Annotated in this window: 20 protein-coding genes; 9 read left to right on the top strand and 11 right to left on the bottom strand. The window is 67.7% G+C overall.

Going from position 1 to position 23168, the window contains the following annotated elements; genetic code table 11:
• Positions 1 to 37: 37 nt before the first annotated feature.
• The gene (locus CFB81_RS34415) at positions 38 to 1420 is read right to left on the bottom strand and encodes an MFS transporter (RefSeq protein WP_089438099.1); all 1383 of its coding nucleotides are present in this window, start codon (positions 1418 to 1420) and stop codon (positions 38 to 40) included.
• A 263-nt stretch (positions 1421 to 1683) separates the two neighbouring features.
• Between CFB81_RS34415 and CFB81_RS34410 the strand changes: the two genes are divergently transcribed.
• Positions 1684 to 1971 (top strand): DUF1330 domain-containing protein, encoded by a 288-nt coding sequence (locus CFB81_RS34410; RefSeq protein WP_089438098.1) that lies wholly within the window; start codon positions 1684 to 1686, stop codon positions 1969 to 1971.
• 19 nt (positions 1972 to 1990) lie between these two features.
• On the opposite strand, the gene dhaL is transcribed toward CFB81_RS34410, so the two are convergent.
• Together dhaL and CFB81_RS34400 are read right to left on the bottom strand one after the other, a co-directional pair.
• Entirely contained in the window at positions 1991 to 3691 is a 1701-nt protein-coding gene (dhaL, locus tag CFB81_RS34405; RefSeq protein WP_089438097.1) for a dihydroxyacetone kinase subunit DhaL, read from the bottom strand.
• Between the two features lie 249 nt (positions 3692 to 3940).
• Positions 3941 to 5068, bottom strand: coding sequence for a sigma-54-dependent Fis family transcriptional regulator (locus CFB81_RS34400; protein ID WP_089438096.1), 1128 nt, complete (start codon positions 5066 to 5068; stop codon positions 3941 to 3943).
• 453 nt (positions 5069 to 5521) lie between these two features.
• On the opposite strand from CFB81_RS34400, the gene msuE reads away from it, so the two are divergent.
• Together msuE and sfnG are read left to right on the top strand one after the other, a co-directional pair.
• Positions 5522 to 6082, top strand: coding sequence for an FMN reductase (gene msuE / locus CFB81_RS34390; protein ID WP_089438095.1), 561 nt, complete (start codon positions 5522 to 5524; stop codon positions 6080 to 6082).
• A gap of 37 nt (positions 6083 to 6119) precedes the next feature.
• Entirely contained in the window at positions 6120 to 7223 is a 1104-nt protein-coding gene (gene sfnG, locus CFB81_RS34385) for a dimethylsulfone monooxygenase SfnG (RefSeq protein ID WP_069619720.1), read from the top strand.
• Between the two features lie 60 nt (positions 7224 to 7283).
• On the opposite strand, the gene CFB81_RS34380 is transcribed toward sfnG, so the two are convergent.
• Positions 7284 to 7931: a LysE family translocator gene (locus tag CFB81_RS34380; RefSeq protein ID WP_069620095.1), complete on the bottom strand. Its 648-nt coding sequence runs from the start codon at positions 7929 to 7931 to the stop codon at positions 7284 to 7286.
• 111 nt (positions 7932 to 8042) lie between these two features.
• Here CFB81_RS34380 and CFB81_RS34375 point away from each other — a divergent pair, with 111 nt between their 5' ends.
• A complete protein-coding gene (locus CFB81_RS34375; RefSeq protein WP_089438094.1) occupies positions 8043 to 8891 on the top strand; it encodes a LysR substrate-binding domain-containing protein in 849 nt (282 codons plus the stop codon).
• A 21-nt stretch (positions 8892 to 8912) separates the two neighbouring features.
• On the opposite strand, the gene CFB81_RS34370 is transcribed toward CFB81_RS34375, so the two are convergent.
• Positions 8913 to 9803, bottom strand: a complete 891-nt coding sequence (locus tag CFB81_RS34370; protein WP_089438093.1) for a LysR substrate-binding domain-containing protein — start codon at positions 9801 to 9803, stop codon at positions 8913 to 8915.
• 153 nt (positions 9804 to 9956) lie between these two features.
• On the opposite strand from CFB81_RS34370, the gene CFB81_RS34365 reads away from it, so the two are divergent.
• A complete protein-coding gene (locus CFB81_RS34365; RefSeq protein ID WP_089438092.1) occupies positions 9957 to 13004 on the top strand; it encodes an FAD-binding and (Fe-S)-binding domain-containing protein in 3048 nt (1015 codons plus the stop codon).
• A gap of 94 nt (positions 13005 to 13098) precedes the next feature.
• Here the strand turns inward: CFB81_RS34365 and CFB81_RS34360 are convergent, their stop codons facing one another.
• The 3 genes from CFB81_RS34360 to CFB81_RS34350 form a co-directional block, all read right to left on the bottom strand.
• A complete protein-coding gene (locus tag CFB81_RS34360; RefSeq protein WP_069619724.1) occupies positions 13099 to 13401 on the bottom strand; it encodes a DNA-binding protein in 303 nt (100 codons plus the stop codon).
• Positions 13402 to 13488: 87 nt separating this feature from the next.
• Positions 13489 to 14643, bottom strand: coding sequence for a branched-chain amino acid ABC transporter substrate-binding protein (locus CFB81_RS34355; protein WP_089438091.1), 1155 nt, complete (start codon positions 14641 to 14643; stop codon positions 13489 to 13491).
• A 566-nt stretch (positions 14644 to 15209) separates the two neighbouring features.
• Entirely contained in the window at positions 15210 to 16109 is a 900-nt protein-coding gene (locus tag CFB81_RS34350; RefSeq protein WP_069619726.1) for a DMT family transporter, read from the bottom strand.
• Between the two features lie 57 nt (positions 16110 to 16166).
• On the opposite strand from CFB81_RS34350, the gene CFB81_RS34345 reads away from it, so the two are divergent.
• The 3 genes from CFB81_RS34345 (at position 16167) to CFB81_RS34335 (ending at position 18540) form a co-directional block, all read left to right on the top strand.
• Positions 16167 to 17129 carry a LysR substrate-binding domain-containing protein gene (locus CFB81_RS34345; protein ID WP_089438090.1) on the top strand — a complete coding sequence of 321 codons (963 nt, stop codon included), beginning with the start codon at positions 16167 to 16169 and terminating at the stop codon, positions 17127 to 17129.
• Between the two features lie 219 nt (positions 17130 to 17348).
• A complete protein-coding gene (locus CFB81_RS34340; protein WP_069619728.1) occupies positions 17349 to 18014 on the top strand; it encodes a nitroreductase in 666 nt (221 codons plus the stop codon).
• A gap of 61 nt (positions 18015 to 18075) precedes the next feature.
• Complete coding sequence (locus tag CFB81_RS34335; RefSeq protein ID WP_089438089.1) at positions 18076 to 18540, top strand: sodium:proline symporter; 465 nt, start codon at positions 18076 to 18078, stop codon at positions 18538 to 18540.
• 96 nt (positions 18541 to 18636) lie between these two features.
• Here CFB81_RS34335 and CFB81_RS34330 read toward each other — a convergent pair whose 3' ends face one another.
• The 3 genes from CFB81_RS34330 to CFB81_RS34320 all read right to left on the bottom strand — a co-directional run bounded on the left by CFB81_RS34330 (position 18637) and on the right by CFB81_RS34320 (position 22126).
• On the bottom strand, positions 18637 to 18846 hold the full coding sequence (locus CFB81_RS34330) for a glutathione binding-like protein (RefSeq protein ID WP_256976426.1): 210 nt from the start codon (positions 18844 to 18846) through the stop codon (positions 18637 to 18639).
• A 79-nt stretch (positions 18847 to 18925) separates the two neighbouring features.
• On the bottom strand, positions 18926 to 20098 hold the full coding sequence (locus CFB81_RS34325; protein ID WP_089438088.1) for a porin: 1173 nt from the start codon (positions 20096 to 20098) through the stop codon (positions 18926 to 18928).
• A gap of 174 nt (positions 20099 to 20272) precedes the next feature.
• Positions 20273 to 22126, bottom strand: a complete 1854-nt coding sequence (locus tag CFB81_RS34320; RefSeq protein WP_089438196.1) for an ABC transporter ATP-binding protein — start codon at positions 22124 to 22126, stop codon at positions 20273 to 20275.
• A gap of 287 nt (positions 22127 to 22413) precedes the next feature.
• Here CFB81_RS34320 and CFB81_RS34315 point away from each other — a divergent pair, with 287 nt between their 5' ends.
• Positions 22414 to 22980 (top strand): TetR/AcrR family transcriptional regulator, encoded by a 567-nt coding sequence (locus tag CFB81_RS34315; RefSeq protein ID WP_069619733.1) that lies wholly within the window; start codon positions 22414 to 22416, stop codon positions 22978 to 22980.
• The last annotated feature ends 188 nt before the right edge of the window (positions 22981 to 23168 follow it).

The raw sequence follows: 23168 nt of genomic DNA, 5'->3' as shown, positions 1-23168 counted from the left end.
CCGTTTATGGGAAGCCGGCGAGCGGCCGGCGCGCAGGTCAGCCCGGCTGGCCGGGAAGGGTGTCGCCGCGCAGCGAACACCCGCGCGTCTCGATCACCGCCAGCAGCGCGACCAACCCGACCGCGCACGCGGCCATCATGTAGTAGGCGGGAATCAGCGCGTTGCCGGTCTTGCCGATCAGCCAGTCGTTGACGATCGGCGCGGTGCCGCCGAACAGCGACGTCGACACGTTGTACGCGATCGCCATGCCCGCATACCGGACGTGGGTCGGGAACATCGCCGGGAACATCGCGGAAATGGTGGCAAGCTGCGGCACGTACAGCACGCCGAGCACCGCGAAGCCGATGAGCGCGCCGAGCGGACCATGCGTCATCAGCGTGAACATCGGCACGGCCGCGACGAACAGCCCGATGAGCGAGAACCACCACATCGTCTTGCGACCGACGCGGTCCGACAGCCAGCCGGCGAACGGCAGCAGCACCATCATCGCGAGCATGCCGATCAGCGGAATCAGCAGCGACATGTTCTCGCTGACGCCGAGTTCCTTGTGCATGTAAGTCGGCATGTACGCGAGCAGCACGTAGTTGACGACGTTCAATGCGACGACGAGCCCGCCGAGGAGCAGCAGCGGCTTCGCATAGCGCACCAGCAGCAGCCGGATCGGCAGCGCGGCGACGACACTTTTCTCGCGGCGGTGCGCCTGTTCCTCGAGCTCGCGGAACACCGGCGTTTCCTCGAGGCGCGAGCGCAGGTAGAAGCCGATCAGGCCGAGCGGCGCGGCGACCAGGAACGGCAGACGCCAGCCCCACGCATGCATCGCCGAATCGCCGAGCAGCAGCGCGAAGCCGAGCATCAGGAACGCGCCGAGCGAGAAGCCGGCGAGCGTCGCGAATTCGAGGAAGCTGCCGCACAGGCCGCGCCGCGAATCGGGCGCGTATTCGGCAATGAAGGTGGCCGCACCGCCGTATTCGCCGCCGGTCGAGAAACCCTGCACCATGCGCAGCACGATCAGTGCGGCCGGGGCGAGCCAGCCGGCCGTCGCATAGCTCGGCAGCACGCCGACGAGCAGCGTGGCGCCCGACATTGTCAGGACGGTCAGCGCGAGCACGCGCTTGCGGCCGAGCCGGTCGCCGAGCGGCCCCCAGAACAGGCCGCCGAGCGGGCGGATCAGGAACGAAATCGCGAACGTGCCGAGCGCGAACAGCGTCGCGCTGGCCGTGTTGCCCGGAAACAGCGCGGCGGAAATGTACGCGAGGCCGTACGCGTAAATGCCGTAATCGAACCATTCGGTCGCATTGCCGAGGGCGGCGGCCGCGATCGCGACCCGCGGCAGGCTGTGCGGCTCGTCGCCGCGGGAAGCCGTCTCGTCCGGAACGGACGCGGCGGCGGAAACGGAAGTCCACGATGGCACGTATCGCATGAGGGGTCCTCGCTATCAGCGTGCGCCCGGGCGGGCGCCGACGAGGATCAAAGTAATCCCGCCAATTAGCGACACCCGATGTCATAGGACGATGTGGAGATCGGGGTTTTCCCGCGCCGTGGCGGGCGGCCCGCGGAGGCCGTGGCCGGCTCGGCGCGGCGCCGGCCGGCGATCGGCGGTAAGCTGCGCGCTGCCACGCGGGATTTCTCGGACTGTGCCGCGCGTGGCGTCCCTTTTTTCAACCTTGATCAGGAGCGCATATCGTGGCGACCTACATCGTCTTTACACGGGAAAGCACGCAGGACCAGCATGAGCTCGACCTCTACTCGAGCCAGGTCGGCGCGACCCTTGCCGGCCATCCGGTGAAGGTGCTTGCCGCATATGGGCCGCAGGAAATCCTCGAGGGTGAAGGCCCGGAAGGCGTCGTGATCGTCGAGTTCCCGTCGAAGGAGGCCGCGCACGCGTGGTATCACGGCCCCGAATACCAGGCGGTCGTTCAGCACCGGTTCAAGGGCGCGCGCTATCGCGCGGTGCTGGTCGAAGGCGTCTGAACGCGGCCGCGCGCGCCCGTTACCGCACGTGCGGCAGCAGCGCGCGCAGCCAGTACGACACGGCCACCGCACCGCCATCCGGCGTGCCGATCGCGCGCTCGCCGAGATAGCTGGCCCGTCCCGCGCGCGGCGTCATGCGCGCCGTGTCCTCCGCGCCTCGCTCTGCCGCGTCGACGGCCGCCGCCCATGCGTTCGCGGGATCGCGATCGCCGTCGAGCGCGCGGCCGAATGCGTCGACGGCCGGCACCAGCGCATCGAGCATCGTCCGGTCGCCCGCCTGCGCGCCGCCGAGTTCGCCGATCGAATCCACCGCGGCGCGGAACGCCGCCGCCCAGTCGCGCGGCGACGGCTCGGCGATATCGGCCAGCCGGCGCGACGCGCGCAGCAGCGCGGTCGCATAGAACGGCCCGGAGCTGCCGGCGATCGCGCGGCGCAATGCGGCGCCGAGCGCCGCGAGCGCGCCGGACGGCGTGCCGTACGCGGTGTCGGGTAGTTCGAGGATCGCCTGCGCGGCGCGGCGCATACTCGCGCCGAGATCGCCGTCGCCCGCTGCCGCATCGAGATCCGTCAACGTCTGCTCGTGATCGATCAGCGTCTGCGCCACTGCGTGCAGCGCCGGTTGCAGGCGCGCGGCCCATGCGCGGCCGGCCGCATCGAGCGGCGGCGGCGGCGCGTCCTGCGACGCGGCCGCGGCCACGCGAATCTGCGTGTTGACGATGCCGCCGCCGGGCCATGCGCGCGCCTGCGTTGGCGCGTCGAGCAGCGCCGCGCGCTCGTCGTTCAGCCGCAGCACCGAGATCGAGCAGCCCGGCATGTTCAGCGCGGACAGGAACGTGCCGGCCCACGCGCGCGCGACGACGATGCCGCGCCGGCTCAGGTTGTCGAACGCGGCGCGCAGCACGATCGCGAGTTCCATCTCCGGCGTCGCGCCGAGGCCGTTGACGAACAGCGCGACGCGTTCGTCGCGGTCGAGCACGAGATCGGCGACGATGCTCGACAGCAGCGTGTCCGCCAGCGCGTCGGCCGGCAACGGCGCGCGGCGCTCGACGCCTTTCTCGCCGTGGATGCCGAGGCCGAGCTCGATTTCGTGATCGGCGAGGCTGAATCCCGACTTGTCGGCGCCCGGGATCGTGCAGCCGTCGAGCGCGACGCCCATCGTGCCGAGCTCGGCCGCCGCGTCGCGCGCGATGCTCGCGACGCGGGCAAGCGGCAGCCCGCGCGCGGCGGCAGCGCCCGCGAGCTTGTGGATCAGCACGGTGCCGGCGATCCCCCGCCGCTGGCCGCGCTCGACGCGGCCGCGCAGCGATACGTCGTCGGCGACGATGACGGTTTCGACCGGAATGCCTTCCGCGCGCGCGAGCTCCGCGGCGAGCCCGAAATTGAGCCGGTCGCCGGTGTAGTTCTTCACGATCAGCAGCGCGCCGTTCGGGCCGGCGCTCGCGCGGATCGCGGCGAGTATGGCGTCGGTCGACGGCGACGTGAATACTTCACCGCACACGGCCGCGCTCAGCATCCCTTCGCCGACATAGCCGCCGTGCGCGGGCTCGTGGCCGCTGCCGCCGCCGGACAGGATCGCGACCGGCCGCTGCGACGGCTCGGGTAGCGGCTGGCGGACGAGCACGTGCTCGTCGCCGAGGATCGCAAGATGCGGCGATTGCCGCGCGATGCCTTCCAGCATTTCTCGCACGACGTCGGACGGGCGGTTCACAAGCTTTTTCATGGCGACGGATTCCGGACGGGTGAACGGGGCTCGGCCGGACGCGCACGGGCGCCGGACGGCTTTCGTGTTGCGGAGGATCGTGCGTGAACTGTTGCCGGTCGCGGGAGGTCGCGTCACGGGCGACCGGATGCGGGGCGGGCAACGAAGCGTACGCTTCGCGCCACGATACATCAGGTTCGGATGTTGCGGCGCGGATCGCGGCGCGATGGCGTCATGGTGCCGGGGCGCAGCGACGGTGCTCGCGTGCCGCTATTTCAGCGCGGTAATGACCTTCGCGCGAATCAGCCGCGCACGCAGCACGTTGCGGCTGATGCCGAGCAACTGCGCGGCGCGGATCTGGTTGCGATGGCTGAATTCGAACGCGACGCGCATGACCGTGTCTTCGATGTGTTCGAAGAGATTGCCGTGCCCGTCGTCGAACAGATCGCGCAGCGCGTGTTCGAGCGCCGCCTGTGCGTCGGTGGGCGACGCCGCTGCGGGCGCGACAACGGCCGGCAGGCATGGCGGCGCGATGTGCAGGTCGGTGTCCTGCAGCGCATCGTGGCGGCTCACGAGCAGCGCGTGATGGATCACGTTCTCCAGTTCGCGGATATTGCCGGGCCAGCCGTGCGCCTCGAGCCGGCGCTCGGCGCGCGGATCGATGCGGCGCGGGCCGCCGCCGAGCCGATCGCGGTAAATGTCGAAGAAATGGCGCGCGAGCGGCAGGATGTCGCCCGGGCGGTCGCGCAGCGGCGGGACGGCGAGCTGCACGACGTTGAGCCGGTAGAACAGGTCGCCGCGAAAATGGCCGGCCGCGACCGCCTGCTGCAAGTCGACGTTGGTCGCCGCGACCACGCGCACGTCGACCGGAATCCCCGTGCGCGAACCGAGCCGCACGACCTCGCGCTCCTGCAGCACGCGCAGCAGCTTGACCTGCATCGCGAGCGGCAGGTCGCCGATTTCGTCGAGAAACAGCGTGCCGCCGTGCGCGGCTTCGAACCAGCCGGGCTTCGCGCTGAATGCGCCGGTAAACGCGCCTTTCTCGTGACCGAACAATTCGCTGTCGACGAGCGTTTCGGAGAATGCGCCGCAGTTCACCGCGACGAACGGCCCGTCGCGCCGGGCGCCGAGCTCATGCACGTGGCGCGCGATCAGTTCCTTGCCGGTGCCCGTCTCGCCGACGATCAGCACGTTCGCGTCGCTCGGCGCGACGCGGCGAACCTGTTCGAGCAACGCAAGCGAGCGCGGATCGGCGAACACGTGCGCGTGCGCGCGGGACGGCGTGTGACGCTCGGGCCGCGCGGGCACGGGTGCCGCGGCCTGAAGCCGGGCCGGGTTGCGGGAAGCGGTGACGACACGAAGATTGAGCGGGCGCGACGAAGCGGAAATGGAGGTCATGGCGATGAACCGTTGGATGGCCGGGCGATGCGGGTCGGCTGCTGCGTGGTCAGCAGAGTGTTGAACGTTTCGCCGCGCGCGAAAAGCATCGATTTCTGATAACCAAAGCGCGATTGCTGCGGAACCCGCAACGGCGCGGACGAGCGGCGGTGTCGTGACGCCTTGTCGTCGAATTCGGCGCTATCGCGTGCGATGCGCTGCTGCCTGATCAGCAGCGCATCAGCAGGCCTGCTGCACGGTGTTCATCGCGTGGCGGAATATCGATGTGACGCGCGGGACGGAACACTTGCCACTGTCGCGCATTAGGCCGAACACCATTTCCGGCGGTCGATGGCGAGAAACTTCGTGATGCAGATGAACTTTCCACGATGCCCCCGTCCCGATGGCACGCTCCTTGCTGACCCGAACCGGTATCGCCGCATTGCACGCGGCTCCACCACGGGAACGCATCGCATGAGCCCCACCTTCAACGTCGTCGCGATATCGGGCAGCCTGCAGCGGCCGTCGCGCACGCTGGCGCTGACCGACGCGATCGTCACGGCGCTCGGCGCCGCGCTGCCGATCGATACGCGGCTGATCGAACTCGGCGAGATCGGCAGCCGGCTGGCCGGCGCGCTGACGCGCGCGCAGGTGCCGGCCGATCTCGATGCGCTGATCCGCGCGATCGAGACGGCAGACGCGCTCGTCGTCGCGAGCCCGGTATATCGCGCGTCGTACACGGGCCTCTTCAAGCACCTGTTCGACCTCGTGCGCCACGACGCGCTCGTCGACGTGCCCGTGCTGCTCGCCGCGACCGGCGGCAGCGAGCGTCATGCGCTCGTGATCGATCATCAGCTGCGCCCGCTGTTCAGCTTCTTCCAGGCACGCACGCTGCCGATCGGCGTGTATGCGTCCGAAAGCGATTTCGATCAGTACCAGATCGCGAACCCGGCGTTGCGCGAGCGCATCGCGCTCGCCGTGGCGCGTGCGGTGCCGCAACTGCGCCCGCACGCGCTCTCCGCCGCGGCCGCGTAAGCCGCTTTTTCATTTCCCCTTCGACCAGGACACCTTCATGAGCCTTCCCGACCCTTCCGCCGACGGCGTCAAATTCGCGTACTGGGTGCCGAACGTCAGCGGCGGCCTCGTCGTCAGCACGATCGAGCAGCGCACCGACTGGAGCCTCGAATACAACCAGACGCTCGCGCGCACGGCAGAGGCGGCCGGCTTCGACTACGCGCTGAGCCAGATCCGCTTCACGGCCGGCTACGGCGCCGAATACCAGCACGAGTCGGTGTCGTTCAGCCAGGCGCTGCTGCATGCGACGACGAAGCTCAAGGTGCTCGCCGCGATTCTGCCGGGGCCGTGGCATCCGGCCGTGGTCGCGAAGCAGCTCGCGACGATCGACCACATCTCGAACGGGCGCATCGCGATCAACGTCGTGAGCGGCTGGTTCAAGGGCGAATTCACCGCGATCGGCGAGCCGTGGCTCGAGCACGACGAGCGCTATCGGCGCTCGAAGGAATTCATCCAGGCGCTGAAGGGCATCTGGACGCAGGACAACTTCACGTTCAAGGGCGACTTCTACCGCTTCAACGATTACACGCTGAGCCCGAAGCCGGTGCAGAAGCCGCATCCGGAAATCTTCCAGGGCGGCAGCTCGCGCGCGGCGCGCGACAACGCGGCGAGCGTGTCGGACTGGTATTTCACGAACGGCAATACGCCGGAGAACCTGAAGGCGCAGATCGACGACATCCGCGCGAAGGCGGCCGCGAACAACCATCGCGTGCGGATCGGCGTCAATGCGTTCGTGATCGCGCGCGACACCGAGGAAGAGGCGAAGGCCGTGCTCGACGACATCATCCGGCATGCGCACGTCGAGGCCGTGCACGCGTTCGGCGATGCGGTGAAGCAGGCCGGCAAGGCGTCGCCCGAAGGTGAGGGCAACTGGGCGAAATCGACGTTCGAGGATCTCGTGCAGTATAACGACGGCTTCCGCACGAACCTGATCGGCACGCCCCGGCAGATCGCCGAGCGGATCGTCGCGCTGAAGGCGATCGGCGTCGATCTCGTGCTCGCGGGATTCCTGCATTTCATCGAGGAGGTCGAGTACTTCGGCAAACGGGTGCTGCCGCTCGTGCGCGAACTCGAGGCGCAGCGGCAGGCCATCGCCGCGTGACGCCGACCCGCCCCCGGCGCGCCGCCCGCGATCGTGCGGGCCCGCGCGGCGGCACGACGCTTACGCGATGCCCGCCGACTTCGACGCCTCGATCATCATCTCCACGCCGAGGCCGCCGAGCACCGCGCCCATCGCCCAGCGCTGCGCGAGCAGCAACATCGGGCGGCCGTGCAGGAATTTCGCGAGGCTGCTCGAACAAATCGCGACCATCCCGTTGGCCGACGCGAACGCGGCAATCAGCAGCGAGCCGAGAAACAGCGACTGGCCGAACACGCTGCCTTGCCCGTAGTCGATGAACTGCGGCAGCAGCGACACGAACAGCATCGCGAGCTTCGGGTTCAGCACGCTGGTCGTCGCGCCCATCGCGAGCAGCCGCAGCGGCTGCTCGTTCGGCAGCGTCTTCACCTCGAACGGCGAGCGGCCGCCCGGCCGCACAGCCTGCCAGGCGAGGTACAGCAGATAGGTCGCCCCGACCGCGCCCAGCACGCTGCCTGCGTAGGGCACGCTCATGAACAGCGTCGTGATGCCGAACGCCGCGGCGAACATGTAGAACAGGTAGCCGAGCATCACGCCGGCGAGCGAAACGAGGCCGGCCGCCCGCCCTTGCGCGATCGAGCGCGACATCACGTAGACCATGTTCGGCCCCGGCGTGACCGCGAGCATGCCGCCGATGACGAGAAACCCGTAGAGCGATCCGGACGTGTGCATGTTTTCCGCTTCCTGCATCGAGTGAGTGCTGACGAGGTTCATTGTCCGGCGCTGGAGGCGAACAGTAAAACGGGATAAACTGAATAGATTGATCAGTTTTTCTGAATCGACATGAAGAAGCTCGACCTCGATGTGCTCGCGATGGTGGTGGCCGTCGCGGAATCCGGATCGTTCGCGCAGGGCGCGCAGATCGTGCACCGGTCGCCGTCGGCGGTGAGCATGCAGATCAAGACGCTGGAAGACGCGCTCGGCAAGCCGCTGTTCATCCGCGACACGCGCAACGTGACGGCGACCGACGACGGCAGGATGCTGGCCGACTACGGCCGCCGGATGCTCGCGATGCGCGACGAGGCATGGGCGTCGGTCGTGCGCCCGGAGATCCGTGGCCGCGTGACGATCGGCGTGCCCGACGATTACATCTCGTCGCTGCTGCCGCAGGTGCTCGGCAAGTTCGCCGCGATGCATCCGCGCGTGGAAGTGCGCGTGATCGGCCAGCCGAGCAGCGCGCTCGTGCCGATGCTGAAGGACAACACGGTCGACCTCGCGTGCCTGACCCGCGTCAAGGGTGTGTCCGGCGAGCTGCTCCGGCTCGAGCCGATCGTATGGACGGGATCGGCGAAACGGAACGTGTGGGAAGAGCGGCCGCTGCCGGTCGCGCTGTTCTCGCACGGCAGCATGGCGCGCGATCATGCGATCAAGGCGCTGAACCGGCGGAAGATTCCGTTCCGGATGTCGTATGAAAGCCCGAGCTTTCTCGGGCTGCTCAGCATGGTCGAGGCCGGCCTCGCCATCGCGCCGCTTGCGCGCTGCTGCGTGCCCGATCACCTGTTGCAGCTGTCGGAGAGCCACGGGCTGCCGTCGCTCGGCGAACTCGAGGTCGTGCTCGCGCGCAGCGCGCACTCCGCGCGGCCGCCGTGCGACTACCTCGCCGAGCAGATTTTGGGCGAATGGCGAGCCTGAGGCCCGCCTACGGTCTGCGCGTCAGCACGACGTCAACAGCCATTCGCGAAAGGCGACCAGCGACGGCAGCGTGTCGTTGCCCGGCGGGTAGACGAGGTAATAGTTGCGCTGGCTGGTAATCGCGTCGCCGATCGACACGAGCTCGCCGCGGCTCAATTCATCTTCCACGAGCACCTTCGGCACCAGCCCGATCCCCATTCCCGCTCGCACGGCCTGGATCAGGTGCGACGTCAGCTCGAAGCTCGGGCCGACGCGCATCTGGCGATGGTCGAGCCGATAGTGCGAGAACCACTCGGCCCAGGCCTGCTGATTGCTCGTCACGCCCAGCAGCGTCTGCTTCGCGGCCCAGGCCGGCGTGCGCGCGTCGGCCTTGCGGCCGCGGTCGGTATCGGGCGGCGCGATCGCGACCAGGAACTCGTTGTACAGCCGGTGCGCGTGCAGGCCCGGCCAGTCGCCCGCGCCGACGGTGATCGCCGCATCGAGGTCGTCATTGAGGAAATCGATCGCGCCGATCCGTGAATGCAGGTGCACGGTCACGCCCGGATGTGCGGCGTAGAAGCCGTGCAGGTGCGGCAGCAGCCATTTCGAGCCGAAGGTCGGCAGGGTGGCCAGCCGCAGCGAGCCGGCGCCCGCCTGGTGCGACATCGCCTGCAGCGTCGCGCCGCGAATGCGCCCGAGCGCGCCGCTCAGCTCGGCGAAGTAGCGGCGGCCGACTTCGGTCAGCTTGACCGAGCGGCCCTCGCGCCGGAACAGCGGCACGCCGAGCTGATCCTCGAGCGTCTGCACCTGCCGGCTGATCGCGCTCTGGCTCAGCGACAGCTCGTCGGCCGCGCGCGTATAGCTTTCATGTCGCGCGGCGGCCTCGAATACGAGCAACAGCGACATCGACGGGGTGAGGCGGCGGTAATTCATGAGTTTTATGCAAGTTTCGCCGGATGAGAATTCGTTTGTTTCTGGCGGGATATCCAAAGATACTGGAATTCCCGGTTGTGCGGAAACTTGCCAAAAAATCATGTTTTGGCGCGCGCGAACCGGTCGGCTCCACCCACATTGCGTTTTTACCCCATGTCGATCGTCCCGTTGCCCCGTCCCGCCAGCCCGTCCGTGAACGTTTACCGCGATTTTCTCGCCGCGCTGCGGGCGGCCGGCTTCGCCGGGGAAATCCAGGCGGACCACGCGAACCGGACCGTGCAGGCGACCGACAACTCGATCTATCAGCGCCTGCCGCAGGCGGTGGTCTGCCCCGCGCATGCGGAAGACGTCCAGCTGCTGGCCCGGCTGCTGGCCGAGCCCGCGCACCGCGACGTCGCGGTCGCCGCGCGCGGCGGCGGCACCGGCACCAACGGGCAGTCGCTGACCGATGGCATCATCGTCGACCTGTCGCGGAACATGAACCGGATCCTCGAAATCGACGTCGCGCGGCGTCGGGTGCGCGTCGAGGCGGGCGTCGTCAAGGATCAGCTCAATGCGGCGCTGAAGCCGCACGGGCTCTTCTTCGCGCCGGAGCTGTCGACGTCGAACCGCGCGACCGTCGGCGGGATGATCAACACCGACGCGAGCGGGCAGGGCAGCTGCACGTACGGCAAGACGCGCGATCACGTGCTCGAACTCGATTTCGTGCTGATGGGCGGCGAGCGGCTGCACAGCGACGCGCTCGACGATGAAGAACTGGAACGCCGCTGCGCGCGGCAGGACCGCGTCGGCAAGGTGTATCGCACCGCGAGGCGGATCAGCGACGACAAGGCCGCGCTGATCGACGCGAAGTTTCCGAAGCTCAACCGTTGCCTGACCGGCTACGACCTCGCGCACCTGCGCGAAGCGGACGGCCGCTTCAACCTGAACAGCGTGCTGTGCGGTGCGGAAGGCTCGCTCGGCTTCGTCGTCGAGGCGAAGCTCAACGTGCTGCCGATCCCGAAGTTCTCGGTACTGGTCAACGTGCGTTACGCGGGCTTCATGGACGCGCTGCGCGACGCACGCGCGCTGCTCGAACTCAAGCCGCTGTCGATCGAGACGGTCGACTCGAAGGTGCTGATGCTCGCGATGAAGGACTTCGTGTGGAGCAGCGTGGCCGAGTATTTCCCGCAGGACGACGCGCGTCCGACGCTTGGCATCAACCTGATCGAATTCAGCGGCGACGACGAACACGACGTCGATGCGCGCGTGCGTGCGTTCGTCGAGCATCTGCGCACCGATACGAGCGTGGCGCGTCTCGGCCACACGCTCGCGGCCGGCGACGACGCGGTGAAGCGCGTGTATGCGATGCGCAAGCGTGCGGTCGGGCTGCTCGGCAACGTGCAGGGCGAGGCGCGTCCGCAGCCGTTCGTCGAGGACACCGCGGTGCCGCCCGAGAACCTCGCCGCGTACATCGCCGAATTCCGCGCGCTGCTCGACGGCCACGGGCTGCAGTACGGGATGTTCGGCCACGTCGACGCGGGCGTGCTGCACGTGCGCCCGGCGCTCGACATGAAGGACCCGAAGCAGGCGGCGCTGGTGCGGCCCGTGTCGGACGCGGTGGCCGAACTCACGCAGCGGCATGGTGGCCTTTTATGGGGCGAGCACGGCAAGGGCGTGCGCTCCGAATATGCGCCGGCGTTTTTCGGCGAGCTGTATCCGTCGCTGCAGCAGCTGAAGGCCGCGTTCGATCCGCACAACCAGTTCAACCCGGGCAAGATCGCGACGCCGCCGGACTCGACGCTGCGACTGCTGAAGATCGACGAGGTGCCGACGCGCGGCGATCACGACCGTCAGATCGACGAGCGCGTGTGGCAAAGCTACGGCACCGCGATGCATTGCAACGGCAACGGCGCGTGCTACAACTTCGATCCGGACGACGCGATGTGCCCGTCGTGGAAGGCCACGCGCGAACGCGTGCAGTCGCCGAAGGGGCGTGCGTCGCTGATGCGGGAATGGTTGCGTCTGCAAGGGCAGGCCGGTGTCGACGTCGTCGCGGCGGCGCGCACGCGGCAGCCGTTCCTGCGCGGGCTGGCCGAGCGCTGGCGCAACAGCCGCAACGTCCGCGACGGCGACGCGGATTTCTCGCACGAGGTGTACGACGCGATGGCCGGGTGCCTCGCATGCAAGTCGTGCGCGGGGCAGTGCCCGGTCAAGGTCAACGTGCCCGAGTTTCGCTCGCGCTTTCTCGAGCTGTATCACCAGCGTTACCTGCGGCCGCTGCGCGACTACCTGATCGGCTCGCTCGAATATACGATGCCGTGGATGGCGCGCGTGCCGGCGCTGTACAACGGGCTGATGGGTGCCGGCTGGGTGCGGACGCTGCTCGAGCGCCACGTCGGCATGGTCGACAGCCCGCTGCTGAGCCGCTTCGATCTCGCGGCCGTGATCCGCGCGTGGCGCGTGAAGCCGGCCGATGCGCATGCGCTCGCCGCGCTGAGCGATGCGCAGCGCGCGCGCAGCGTCGTCATCGTGCAGGACGCGTTCACGCGCTATTTCGATACCGAGCAACTGGCGACGCTGATCGAGCTGGCGGCGCGCCTGGGCTTTCAGGTGTGGCTCGCGCCGCTCGCGCCGAACGGCAAGGCGCTGCACGTGCAGGGGTTTCTTCGCGCATTCGAACGGGCCGCGATCCGCAACGCGACGCAACTGGCCGCGCTGGCGCGCTCGGGTGTCGCGCTGGTCGGCCTCGATCCGGCGATGACGCTCACGTATCGGCAGGAATACCTGAAGGTGACGGGGCTCGCCGATGTGCCGAAGGTCGCGCTGCCGCAGGAATGGCTGCTGGATGCGCTGCCGGAAGCCGGTGCGGGCGGGGCGACGGTTTCGTATCGGTTGCTGCCGCACTGCACCGAGAAGACCCATGCGCCGGACAGCGGCAAGCAATGGGCGCAGGTGTTCGCGCGTCGTGGGCTGCGCTTGCAGGTTCAGGCGGCCGGGTGCTGCGGGATGTCAGGTACGTACGGACACGAGGCGCGCAATCTCGCGACGTCGAAGACGATTTATGCGCAGTCGTGGGCCGCGCACGTCGATGGGGCGGACGCGGAAGGCGAGGTGCTGGCGACCGGGTATTCGTGTCGCAGCCAGGTGAAGCGCCTGTCGGCGAAGCAGGTGCGCCACCCGTTGCAGGCGCTGCTCGATCACGTGCGGGCGGTGGGATGACGACAGGGCGGTGCGGGGCGCACGGCCGGTAACGGGGCGTCGATCGCTTGTCGAGCGGCCACCCCCGTGCCGCTGTCGACCTTCGCCGGCGCGGTCAGGCGTCGGCTTTCGCCGCTTTCCGCGAACGCGGTTTTTCAGCCGCGGGAAACACGCCGCCGCCGCGCGGCCGTTTCGGCTCGATCCGCATTTGCCGGATCACGCGCCGGAAATCGATCTCGTGCGCGGCCAGCGTGCCGATCAGTTTCGCGATGACCGCGAGGTGGGAAGGGACGGTGCCCTTGCTCGAATAGTTGGTGATCGAACTTTCGTTCATCCGGATCAGGCGGGCGAACTCGCGCGCCGTCAACTGCGCCTTCTTCAACTCCTGTTGGAATTCCGCATACGCCATTGCACACATGATGCTTCGTCTCCGTGACTCTGAAATCGGCCCGCGCGGCGCCGGCGCCGACGAGTGGCGTTCCCGTCGTGCCGGCGCCGCGTCGGGTTACATCTTCACCTGGTCGAGGAAGGTCTTCTTGCCGCTCTTGTAGCCGTAGATCGAGATGATCCCGTGCGTCAGGTCGCCCTTCGCGTCGAACGTCGTCGTGCCGATCACGCCGTCGTACTTCGTCGCGGGCATCGCCGCGAGGATCTTCGCCGGGTCGGTGGAGTTCGCGCGCTTCATCGCGTCGACCGCGATGTAGACCGCGTCATACGCGAACGGCGCGTCGAACTTGATGCCCTGGTTGAAACGCTTCTGGTACTTCGCGAGGAAATCCGCGCCGCCCGGCATCTTCTCGAGCGCCGCGCCGGCCTGCGAGCAGAGCACGTTGTCGGCCGCCGGGCCGGCCAGTTGGGCCAGCGAGTCGGTGCACACGCCGTCGCCGGACAGGATCTTCGCGCGCAGGCCGAGCTGCTTCGCCTGCTTCGCGAGCGGGCCGCCGGTGGCGTCCATGCCGCCGTACATGATCGCGTCGGGGTTCTCGCCCTTGATCTTCGTCAGGATCGCGCGGAAGTCGACCGCCTTGTCGTTGGTCGCGTCGTGCGACAGCACCTTCAGGCCGAGCGCCTTCGCCTTCTTCTCGAACTCGTTCGCGAGGCCCTGGCCGTACGCGGTCGAATCGTCGATCACCGCGACGCTCTTCACGCCCTTCGATTGCGCATAGCTCGCGAGCGCCGGACCCTGCTGCGCGTCGGTCGCGACCACGCGGTAGGTCGTCTTGAAGCCTTGCTGCGTGTAGGTCGGGTTCGTGGCCGACGGCGAGATCTGCACGATGCCCGCGTCGCTGTAGATCTTCGACGCCGGAATCGACGTGCCCGAGTTCAGGTGGCCGATGACGGCGACGACCTTGTCGTCGACGAGCTTCTGCGCCACCTGCGTCGCCTGGCGCGGGTCGGCCGCGTCATCCTGCGCGTCGAGTTGCAGCGTGATCTTCTTGCCGCCGATCGTCAGGCCCTTCGCATTGATTTCCTCGACCGCGAGGCGTGCGCCGTTTTCATTGTCCTTGCCGAGGTGCGAAATGCCACCCGTCGTCGGTTCGACGCTGCCGATCTTCACGACCTGGTCGGCCATCGCGCTCGTCGCGGCCGCGAACGCGGCGGCAGCCAGTGCAACGGTGATCAGGGGGTTGCAGCGCATGCCGACAGTGCTTCGTTCCATCTGCCATCTCCGAATTGAATGTCTTTCTATTGACGTCTCGACCGGCCGGCTGGGGGCCGGGCGCGATCCGACGATTTTTGCCACCCGTCACGGGCGTCGCTTGCATGGCGTCCGGCCGGATGACCGGCCGCCCGGGCGAGCGGACGGGCACCCCGACGCCATGCAATTCGTATGAATATATCGGAACCCGCTTCTGTGTGCTGCGGCACACCGTACAGCGGGCCGCCGCGGCCCGCGGATTGCGGTTCGCTGTCGTCAGCCTGACGGCCGCATCCATTATTCGGCCGGTCGCCACGGCGAAGCCATGGACACTGGCTGGCGGTCAATCGGGAACTGTTCGGTCGATTTGTCTGCACAGTTTGGTCGATTGCGCCTCGCGTATCCGGTTTCATGGCCATGATTCATCGACGTCGATTGCCGTCAGTTATGCAACTAACGGTCAAGTTTGGTGGCATCGATGAATAGGTGCCGATTGCACGGACCGAACCGTCCTTCCAGATCGGCAAAGCGCGGGGCGTCTTGGGCCCGGCGTCGCGTCGGCCACGCACATCGCTGCATGCTCGCCGCTATGACCGTCCGCGCAATGCGACGACCACCACCCCCGCAATCGCCAGCAGGCCGCCGCACGCCGTCGCGATGCCGGGCCGCTCGCCCGTCAGCACCACCGACAGGAGGGTCGCGACCGCCGGCGTCAGGTAGAGAAAGCTGGCCGCGCGCGCCGCGCCGAAGTAGCCGAGCGCGAAGGTCCAGGTCGCGTAACCGAGCGCGGCGGGAAAGACGCCGAGTACGACGACGGCCAACGCCGTGTCGCGCGACCCGCCGCCGAGCGATACGAGCGCGCCGGGCAGCCACGGCGCGAGCAGCACCGCACCGGCCAGCAGCGTGTACGCGGTGCACGGCAGCGCGCCGTACACGGGAATCAGCCGCCGCTGCAATACGAAATAGCTGGCCGAACACAGCGCCGCGGCGAGGATCAGCGTGCTCCCCGAACCGAGGACAAGGCCGCCGGGCTGCCCTCGTGCGATCACCGCGATGCCGGCCAGGCTGACCAGCGACCCGAGCCAGCCCCAGCGATTGAAGCGCTCGCGCAGAAACACGGCGGCCAGCAACGCGGTGAAGATCGGCAGCGTGTTCACGATGAAGCTCGCCGCGCCGGCCGACACCGTCTGTTCGCCGGTATTGAGCAGCGCGTTGTAGAGTGCGATGCCGAGCAGGCCGCATGCGAGAAAGCGCCACGCGTCGACTTTCGTCGGCAGCGGCGGCCGCCGCCATGCGAGCCACGCGATCACGAGCAACGCGGCGGTCGCGAAGCGCGCGGCCGCGAGCTGCAGCGGCGCGAGGCCGTGCAGGCCGATCCGGATGAACGGGAACGCGGACGCCCACGAGACGATCGTGAACGCGACCGCCGCTGCCGCGACGAGCGGTTGTCGCGCGCCGCGCGACGTCGATGACGAAAGCGTATTCATGCAGCCATGGTGCGGCGTCGCGAGATGTTAAGCTAGCGCACAGATCAATACCCGGATATGAATATGGCTCACAGCTCGCGGGCGCGGCGGGCCGACGGTCCGGCGCCGGTGCGCCCGGTGGCCGCCGTACCGATGCCGGCCCCGCGGCCGCCGCTCGCGAGCCTGGAGACGGTCTGCACGGTGGCGCGCGAGGGTTCGTTTCTCGCGGCCGCCGACGCCTCCGGCGTCACGCACGGCGCGATCAGCCGACGGGTGGCCGCCGTGGAAAACTGGCTCGGGATGGCGCTGTTCGAACGGCATGCGCGCGGCGTGCGCCTGACGCCGGACGGGCAGCGCTTCGTCGGGCGGATCGAGCAGGCGTTCGCGATCATCGACAGCGCGGCCGATCAGTGGCGCTCGCCGCGCACGCCGCGGCTGGTCCGGATGAGCGTGGTGCCTGCGTTCGCGCAGCTCTGGCTGCTGGAGCGGCAGCAGGCGCTGGAGTGTGAAGCGCCCGCGTTGCGCATCGAGCTCGGTATCGAACTGCGCAACGTGGATATCGCCGGCGGCGAAGCCGATCTGTCGATCCGGTACGGGCGCGGCAACTGGCGTCAGCTCGAAACCCGGCCGTTCATGCCGGAACGGCTGTATCCGGTTGCCCATCCGCGGCTCGCCGCGCAACTGGCCAGAATGCGCCGCGCAACGGGCGACGCCGCGCTGCTCGACATGCCGTTGCTGCACGATTCCGACGTGACCGGCTGGCGCACGTGGTTCGATGCGCTCGGCATTCCGTTCAAGCCGCGGGCGCACGATCGCCGGTTCGAGGATTACAACCTCGTGCTCGCGGCGGCCGAAGCGGGGCTGGGCGTCGCGCTTGCGCGCACGCCGCTTGCTGATGCGTATCTGCAGCGTAGCGCGCTCGTGCGCGTGAGCCGTCACGAGGTCGATTCGCTGCTCAGCTATCACTTCGTGCATGCGAAGGGAGAGAATCGGCCGGAGGTCCTCGCGTTGATGGAGCGGATGGTGAAGGCGCTCCGGTAGCGCGCCCCCGGCGGTTCGCGCAGGCGAGCGCTTCGGCACCCGCGTCATGCGTGTGGCGGGCCGCTGTCACGTTCGCTCGGCCGCGGCCGCCAAATCGTTACAATGCAGCCGCGGAATACGGCGAGATCGCCGCAGTGAAGCGGAATCGAGCCTTTGCCCGACGGCACGGCAATCACCAACCATTACAGTACGGGTTCAAATTTGCATAAAAGGGAACCGATGAACAGACCAGACAAATCGTCGAAAGCGCGTGCGGCGCTGGATCAACTTTTTTCCGGCCTGGCGCCCACGGACGCGAAGCGCGAATCGCCGCGTCCGGGCAATCCGTTCGCAACGGACGACGAGGTGTCGAGCGCATCCGGCGGTCGCGGCGGGGTGGAAGTCACGCTGTCGACCCGCATCCAGTTGCGCGGCTATCCGAGCGCCGACGCGTTCATGAAGCGCATGGCCGAAGCGTGGGGCCTCGAGTGGGGCACGTACGACAGCATCCGCGCGGTGGCGACGCTGCCTGCCGGATGGCGCTCGCGCCGGCTTCCCGAAGTCACGCAGATCGTCGACGAGCGCGACGTGCTGCGCGCCGAGAGCAGCCTGCAGGGCGGCGAGATGTCGTATCTGAAGGTGCATCCGCGCTACTACATCGATGCGCGCAAGCGTTTCGGCTGGAGCAAGTCGTCGAAGGCATCCGACGATCCGGATCTCGACGGCCCCGACTGGAACTGCTTCGTGATCGATCGGGAAAAGTCCATCGAAGTGCACGAACTGACGACGTCGTCGTTGAAGGCCGACATGGACAATGCGCGGGCGACGCTGCTGAAATGGCTGGACGAGCACTATCCGAAACATCGCGATCCGTTTGCGTACTGGTCGGACTGCGAAGGGGCGTAGTACGCCGCTTTGCACGGCGGTGCGCTCGATGCATCGATCGGCCCCGCCATGAGGACGAGCATTGAAACAAGCGCGTGTGGTTTCGATTCTCTGGGCAGCATTTGGCGCGGCGGTCGGATCGACCGTCGTCGAGTTGCTGCTTTGGGCAATCGCCGGCGACGACGCCGTCCAGAATCTGTTCCGCGACGCGCGCCTCACGGCCGCGATCGTGATGGGGCGAAGCGTACTCGGTGCGTCCGGCGGCTTCGATCCGCTGGTGATGGGCGTGGCGACGCTCGTGCATGCGATGCTTTCGTTGGCCTATGCGGCCGTGCTGGCACGGCTGGTTCACGGTCTGTCGTGCGTGGCCGCGCTGTTCGCGGGCGGCGCGTTCGGGCTTCTCCTGTACGGCGTGAACCTGTACGGGTTCACGGCGATCTTTCCGTGGTTCATCCCGGTGCGCGGTGCGATCACGCTGATCGCTCATCTGATATTCGGGATCACGGCAGCCGCGGTTTACTATGTCGCCCGACGCGAATCGGCGTAATGGCTTCGAACCGGCTGCGTTGCGGTATGGCCCGCGCGGCGGGAGCCCGCGATCGCGTCGTGCGCGAGGCGGCGACGCTGCCGGCCTCGCACCCGCTCAGCCGCGCGTTCCGCGCAGATCGTCGAATGGAATCGTCACGTGCGTGCGATACGTGGGGCGCGCCTTCAATCGTTCGTACCACGCGGTGACGGGCGGCACGTCGGGTCGCGCGATATCGAGTTCGAAATTCCGGTAAAGGTACGTGCCGGCCGCGATGTCGGCGAGCGTGACCGCATCGCCGGCAAGAAACGGCTGCCGGGCCAGCACGGTGTCGACAGCCGGAATACCGCGCGCATTGCGCGATGCGCACGGTATCGCGCTGCTCGGGCGGCGTGCAACGCGACGATCAGAACTTGTGGCGGATGCCGACGATCGCGAGTTCCTGCGTATCGGTGCCCGAGTTCACGCCGTACGAGCCGACCGACGCGGCCGCTTTCACGGTCGCCCCGCTCGCGTTGAGCGTATTGCCGCTCGCTTTCTGATAGCCGAACAGCGCATACAGGTCGGTGCGCTTCGACAGCGCGTAATCCGCGCCGAGGTTGACCTGGTTGTAGTGCGCGGAAGCCGGGCCCGTCAGCGACGTGTAGTTGTAGCCGACGCCCGCGCGCAATGCCGGCGAGAACTGCCAGTTGAAGAATGCCGAACCGTTGTTGAATTTCGCGTTCTGGCTGAATGCCGACAGCGTGTCCGCGCCGTACTGCGTGTTCGAATATGCGAGGCCGAAAGTCGCCGGCCCGGCCACGTACTGGCCGGCCACGCGCACGATCTGGATCGACTTCGCGCTCGAGAAGCCCTGGTTGATCACGGTGTTGAACAGCGTGTCCGAGCTGCTCGACCACGTGCGCACGCCGTTCGCGACCGTCGTGCCGCCGTTCGCGTAGAAGTAGCCGGCGCCGAGCGACAGCGGGCCGTTCGCATAGCTCGCGCCGAAGCTGTACGTGCGGCCGCTGCCGGTCGCACCCGCGACGCCGCCGAAGCCGTACAGCGCCTCGAACTGGAAGCCGGAGATCAGCGGGCTCGTGTATTTCACCGAGTTGCTGACGCGCAGGCTGTTGTCGTAGTTGTCGAGATCCCCCGGCGTCGCGAACACGCCACCGAAGTAGTTGTCCTGCGTGAGGCCCTGCACGAGATCGACGACCGGATCGTACTGGCGGCCGAGCGTCACGGTGCCGTACGTGCTGCTCGCGAGGCCGACGACGGCCTTGCGGCCGAATTCGCGCTGGCCCTGGCCGAGCGCGCCGGTGCCGATGTTGAAGCCGTTCTCGAGCTGGAACAGCGCGGACAGGCCGCTGCCGAGATCCTCGATGCCGCGCAGCCCCCAGCGGCTGCCCGACAGGTTGCCGCTGCTGAACTTCACGAGGCTCGACGCGTTGCTGCCGTTCGCGTTCTGCGCGTTGTGGACGTACGCGATGCCCGCGTCGGCGATGCCGTACAGCGTGACGCTGCTTTGTGCGTGGGCGCCGGCGGCGACGAGCGCGGCCGGCAGGGCGAGCAGCGCGAATGACCGGATCTGTTTCATGGTTGGATTCCCCCGTTGGTCGATTGGTCTGACGAATCGGTGAACGATACGGACGGCGTATCGTCGAGGGAACCAATAAATTGTCGGATCGTTATGAGGCGGCGCGGCGATGGATGCGCATGCAACGGATTGACGCGCGGCGCGCGGATATCTCGTGCATCGTGCAGGCAGTCCCTACTGCGCCACGCTTTCCGCGTCCGCCGTTTCGCCGAGGAACCCGCCGCTCTGGTGCGCCCACAGCGCCGCGTAAATGCCGCCTGCCTGCAGCAACTGCTGGTGCGTGCCTTCCTCGACGATGCGCCCTTCGTCGAGCACGATCAGCCGGTCCATCGCGGCGATCGTCGACAACCGGTGTGCGATCGCGATCACCGTCTTGCCGTTCATCAGCGTGTCGAGGCTGCGCTGGATCGCGACTTCGACCTCGGAATCGAGCGCGCTGGTCGCTTCGTCGAGCACGAGGATCGGCGCGTCCTTGAGCATCACGCGGGCGATCGCGACGCGCTGGCGCTGGCCGCCCGACAGCTTCACGCCGCGTTCGCCGACTTCGACGTCGTAGCCGCTGCGGCCGTGGCGGTCGCGCAGCCGGTCGATGAACTCGGCCGCTTCCGCGCGCACGGCCGCGTCCTGCATCTCGCGCTCGGTCGCATCGGGGCGGCCGTACAGCAGGTTTTCGCGCATCGTCCGGTGCAGCAGCGACGTATCCTGCGTCACCATCCCGATCGCGGCCCGCAGGCTGTCCTGCGTGACGTGCGCGATGTCCTGCCCGTCGATCCGGATCGCGCCGCCGCCCACGTCGTAGAAGCGCAGCAGCAGGTTCACGAGCGTCGACTTGCCGGCGCCCGAGCGGCCGATCAGGCCGATCCGCTCGCCCGGCCGGATCGTCAGGTTCAGCCCGTCGAATACCGCGCGATCGTTGTCCTCGTGCGCGAACTGCACGTTGTCGAACACGATTTCGCCGCGCTGCACCGTAAGCGGCTTCGCATCGGGCGCGTCGACCACGCTGCGCACCTTCGTCAGCGTGTTGATGCCGTCCTGGATCGTGCCGACGTTCTCGAACAGCTCCGTCATTTCCCACATGATCCAGTGCGAGTAGCTCGACAGGCGCAGCGCCATCGCGATCACGGCCGCGACGACGCCCGCGCTCGCCTCGCCGTGCATCCACAGATACAGCGCGAGCCCGGCCGAGCCGACCAGCAGCAGCGTCGACAGCAGGTGGTTGACGATCTCGAACGCACTGACGAGCCGCATCTGCGCGTCGCCGGTCGCCTTGAACGCTTCCATCGCGCGGCGCGCGTGGTCGGCTTCGCGCCGCGTATGCGAGAACAGCTTCACGGTCGTGATGTTCGAATACGCATCGGTGATGCGGCCCGTCATCAGCGCGCGCGCGTCGGCCTGTCGGCTGCCGACGGCGCCCAGGCGCGGCACGAAATACGCGCATGCCGCGCCGTAGCCGAGCGCCCACAGCACGAGCGGAATCATCAGCCGCCAGTCGAAGCTCGCGGCGAGCGCGAGGATGCCGATCAGGTACGCGGTGACGCCGATCACGACGTCGACCGACATGAACAGCGCGTCGCGCACCGCCAGCGCGGTCTGCATGATCTTGGTCGTCACGCGGCCCGCGAACTCGTTCGCGTAGAACGACAGGCTCTGGTCGAGCATCAGCCGGTGAAACAGCCAGCGCAGCCGCATCGGAAAGTTGATCGCGAGCACCTGGTGCTTGACCATCGTATGCAGCGCGATCAGCAGCGCGCTGCCGACGAGAATCGCCGCGAAACCGGCGAGCGTGCCGAAGTGGCGGCCGCCGAATTCGGCCGGCGTCGACGACGACAGCCAGTCGACCACGTGCCCCATCATCGCGAACAGCGCGGCTTCGTACGCGGCCAGTGCGGCCGACGTCAGCGCGATCAGCAGGATCCAGCCGCGCGCGCCTTTCGTGCACGCCCAGACGAACGAGAAGAATCCCTTCGGCGGCGTGACGGGATCTTCGAGCGGGAAAGTCGGCAGGCGCCGTTCAAACCACGAATACATCGACTTGTTCTCCTTATGCGGCCTGACGCGGCGGGCCGGCCGGTGATGCCGGGCCGGACGCGATATGGTGATCGTGCGCCGGCACGTCCGTCCAGCCGACAGACGTTGCGCCGCGATCGTATGGCCCGGCGCCAAGTGTCGCATCGATTCGATCGTGCTGCAGGCCGGTTGTAAGTCGCGTCGGCCCTGCGAATGGCGCCGGACTGGCGCATCGGCTCGCAGGCGGTTCATCACGCCCTTAAAAAAATCGCTTGACTATCTATCTATGAGTAGATAAAGTTCGATCCATGGAAACGAAACCGACCGTCCGCGAACAGATTCTCGACCACGCGATCACGCTGATGATGCAGCGCGGTTACAACGGCTTCAGTTATCGAGACCTGTCCGACCTGGTGGGCGTGAAGACGTCGAGCATCCACTACTACTTCCCGTCGAAGGACGATCTCGTGCTGGAAGCGGTGGCGGCCTACAGCGACGAAGTCCTCGCGGCCGTGCGGGCGATCGATCCGGCGTTGCCGGCCGACGTGAAGCTGAGCCTGTACACGAAGATGTTCGGCCGCACGCTCGGCGACGGCAACCTGATCTGCCTGTGCGGGATGCTCGCGTCCGACATCGAAACGTTGCCGGAGAACGTGCGGCAGGCCGTGCAGGCGTTCTTCAAGGCCAACGAAAGCTGGCTTGCGGAATTGCTCGCACAAGGCGCGAAGGAAGGCACGCTGCAGTTCAGCGGCGAGCCAGAAACCGCGGCGCGCACGTTGTACGCGGCGTTCCAGGGCAGCGTGCTGGCCAGCCGGTTGTTTCACACGCGGGCGCGTCTCGAGGACGTCGAGGCCGTCTGGAAAACGCGGCCCTGACGGGCGGCGCAAGCAGTGAGGCGGTTTGCCGCCTTTTTATTGAATCTCGTTATCTATCATTCAGTAGATAGATGATTTGGCGCAGACGGATCATCCGGCTGCATTTTTTGGGGATGTTTGTCTATCTATGAGTAGATAAACGAATGCGAAGCCGAGGCGGGAGCCGCCGGCGCGCGCTCCCCGGTTCG

It is taken from the genome of Burkholderia sp. AU28863, from assembly GCF_002223195.1.
Classification (GTDB): Bacteria; Pseudomonadota; Gammaproteobacteria; order Burkholderiales; family Burkholderiaceae; genus Burkholderia; species Burkholderia sola.
Note: the sequence above shows the minus strand (reverse complement) of the source record. Positions and strands in the feature narration are given on the sequence as shown.

What these genes read in the sequence shown, in the direction of transcription:
- CFB81_RS34375 (WP_089438094.1), top strand. Translation starts at nt 8,043, where the DNA reads ATGAAGAAGCTCGACCTCGATGTGCTCGCGATGGTGGTGGCCGTCGCG.
- CFB81_RS34345 (WP_089438090.1), top strand. Translation starts at nt 16,167, where the DNA reads ATGAATATGGCTCACAGCTCGCGGGCGCGGCGGGCCGACGGTCCGGCG.
- CFB81_RS34325 (WP_089438088.1), bottom strand. Translation starts at nt 20,098, where the DNA reads ATGAAACAGATCCGGTCATTCGCGCTGCTCGCCCTGCCGGCCGCGCTC.
- CFB81_RS34380 (WP_069620095.1), bottom strand. Translation starts at nt 7,931, where the DNA reads ATGCACACGTCCGGATCGCTCTACGGGTTTCTCGTCATCGGCGGCATG.
- CFB81_RS34365 (WP_089438092.1), top strand. Translation starts at nt 9,957, where the DNA reads ATGTCGATCGTCCCGTTGCCCCGTCCCGCCAGCCCGTCCGTGAACGTT.
- CFB81_RS34340 (WP_069619728.1), top strand. Translation starts at nt 17,349, where the DNA reads ATGAACAGACCAGACAAATCGTCGAAAGCGCGTGCGGCGCTGGATCAA.
- CFB81_RS34370 (WP_089438093.1), bottom strand. Translation starts at nt 9,803, where the DNA reads ATGAATTACCGCCGCCTCACCCCGTCGATGTCGCTGTTGCTCGTATTC.
- CFB81_RS34400 (WP_089438096.1), bottom strand. Translation starts at nt 5,068, where the DNA reads ATGACCTCCATTTCCGCTTCGTCGCGCCCGCTCAATCTTCGTGTCGTC.
- CFB81_RS34315 (WP_069619733.1), top strand. Translation starts at nt 22,414, where the DNA reads ATGGAAACGAAACCGACCGTCCGCGAACAGATTCTCGACCACGCGATC.
- CFB81_RS34320 (WP_089438196.1), bottom strand. Translation starts at nt 22,126, where the DNA reads ATGTATTCGTGGTTTGAACGGCGCCTGCCGACTTTCCCGCTCGAAGAT.
- CFB81_RS34415 (WP_089438099.1), bottom strand. Translation starts at nt 1,420, where the DNA reads ATGCGATACGTGCCATCGTGGACTTCCGTTTCCGCCGCCGCGTCCGTT.
- CFB81_RS34350 (WP_069619726.1), bottom strand. Translation starts at nt 16,109, where the DNA reads ATGAATACGCTTTCGTCATCGACGTCGCGCGGCGCGCGACAACCGCTC.
- sfnG (WP_069619720.1), top strand. Translation starts at nt 6,120, where the DNA reads ATGAGCCTTCCCGACCCTTCCGCCGACGGCGTCAAATTCGCGTACTGG.
- msuE (WP_089438095.1), top strand. Translation starts at nt 5,522, where the DNA reads ATGAGCCCCACCTTCAACGTCGTCGCGATATCGGGCAGCCTGCAGCGG.
- dhaL (WP_089438097.1), bottom strand. Translation starts at nt 3,691, where the DNA reads ATGAAAAAGCTTGTGAACCGCCCGTCCGACGTCGTGCGAGAAATGCTG.
- CFB81_RS34360 (WP_069619724.1), bottom strand. Translation starts at nt 13,401, where the DNA reads ATGTGTGCAATGGCGTATGCGGAATTCCAACAGGAGTTGAAGAAGGCG.
- CFB81_RS34355 (WP_089438091.1), bottom strand. Translation starts at nt 14,643, where the DNA reads ATGGAACGAAGCACTGTCGGCATGCGCTGCAACCCCCTGATCACCGTT.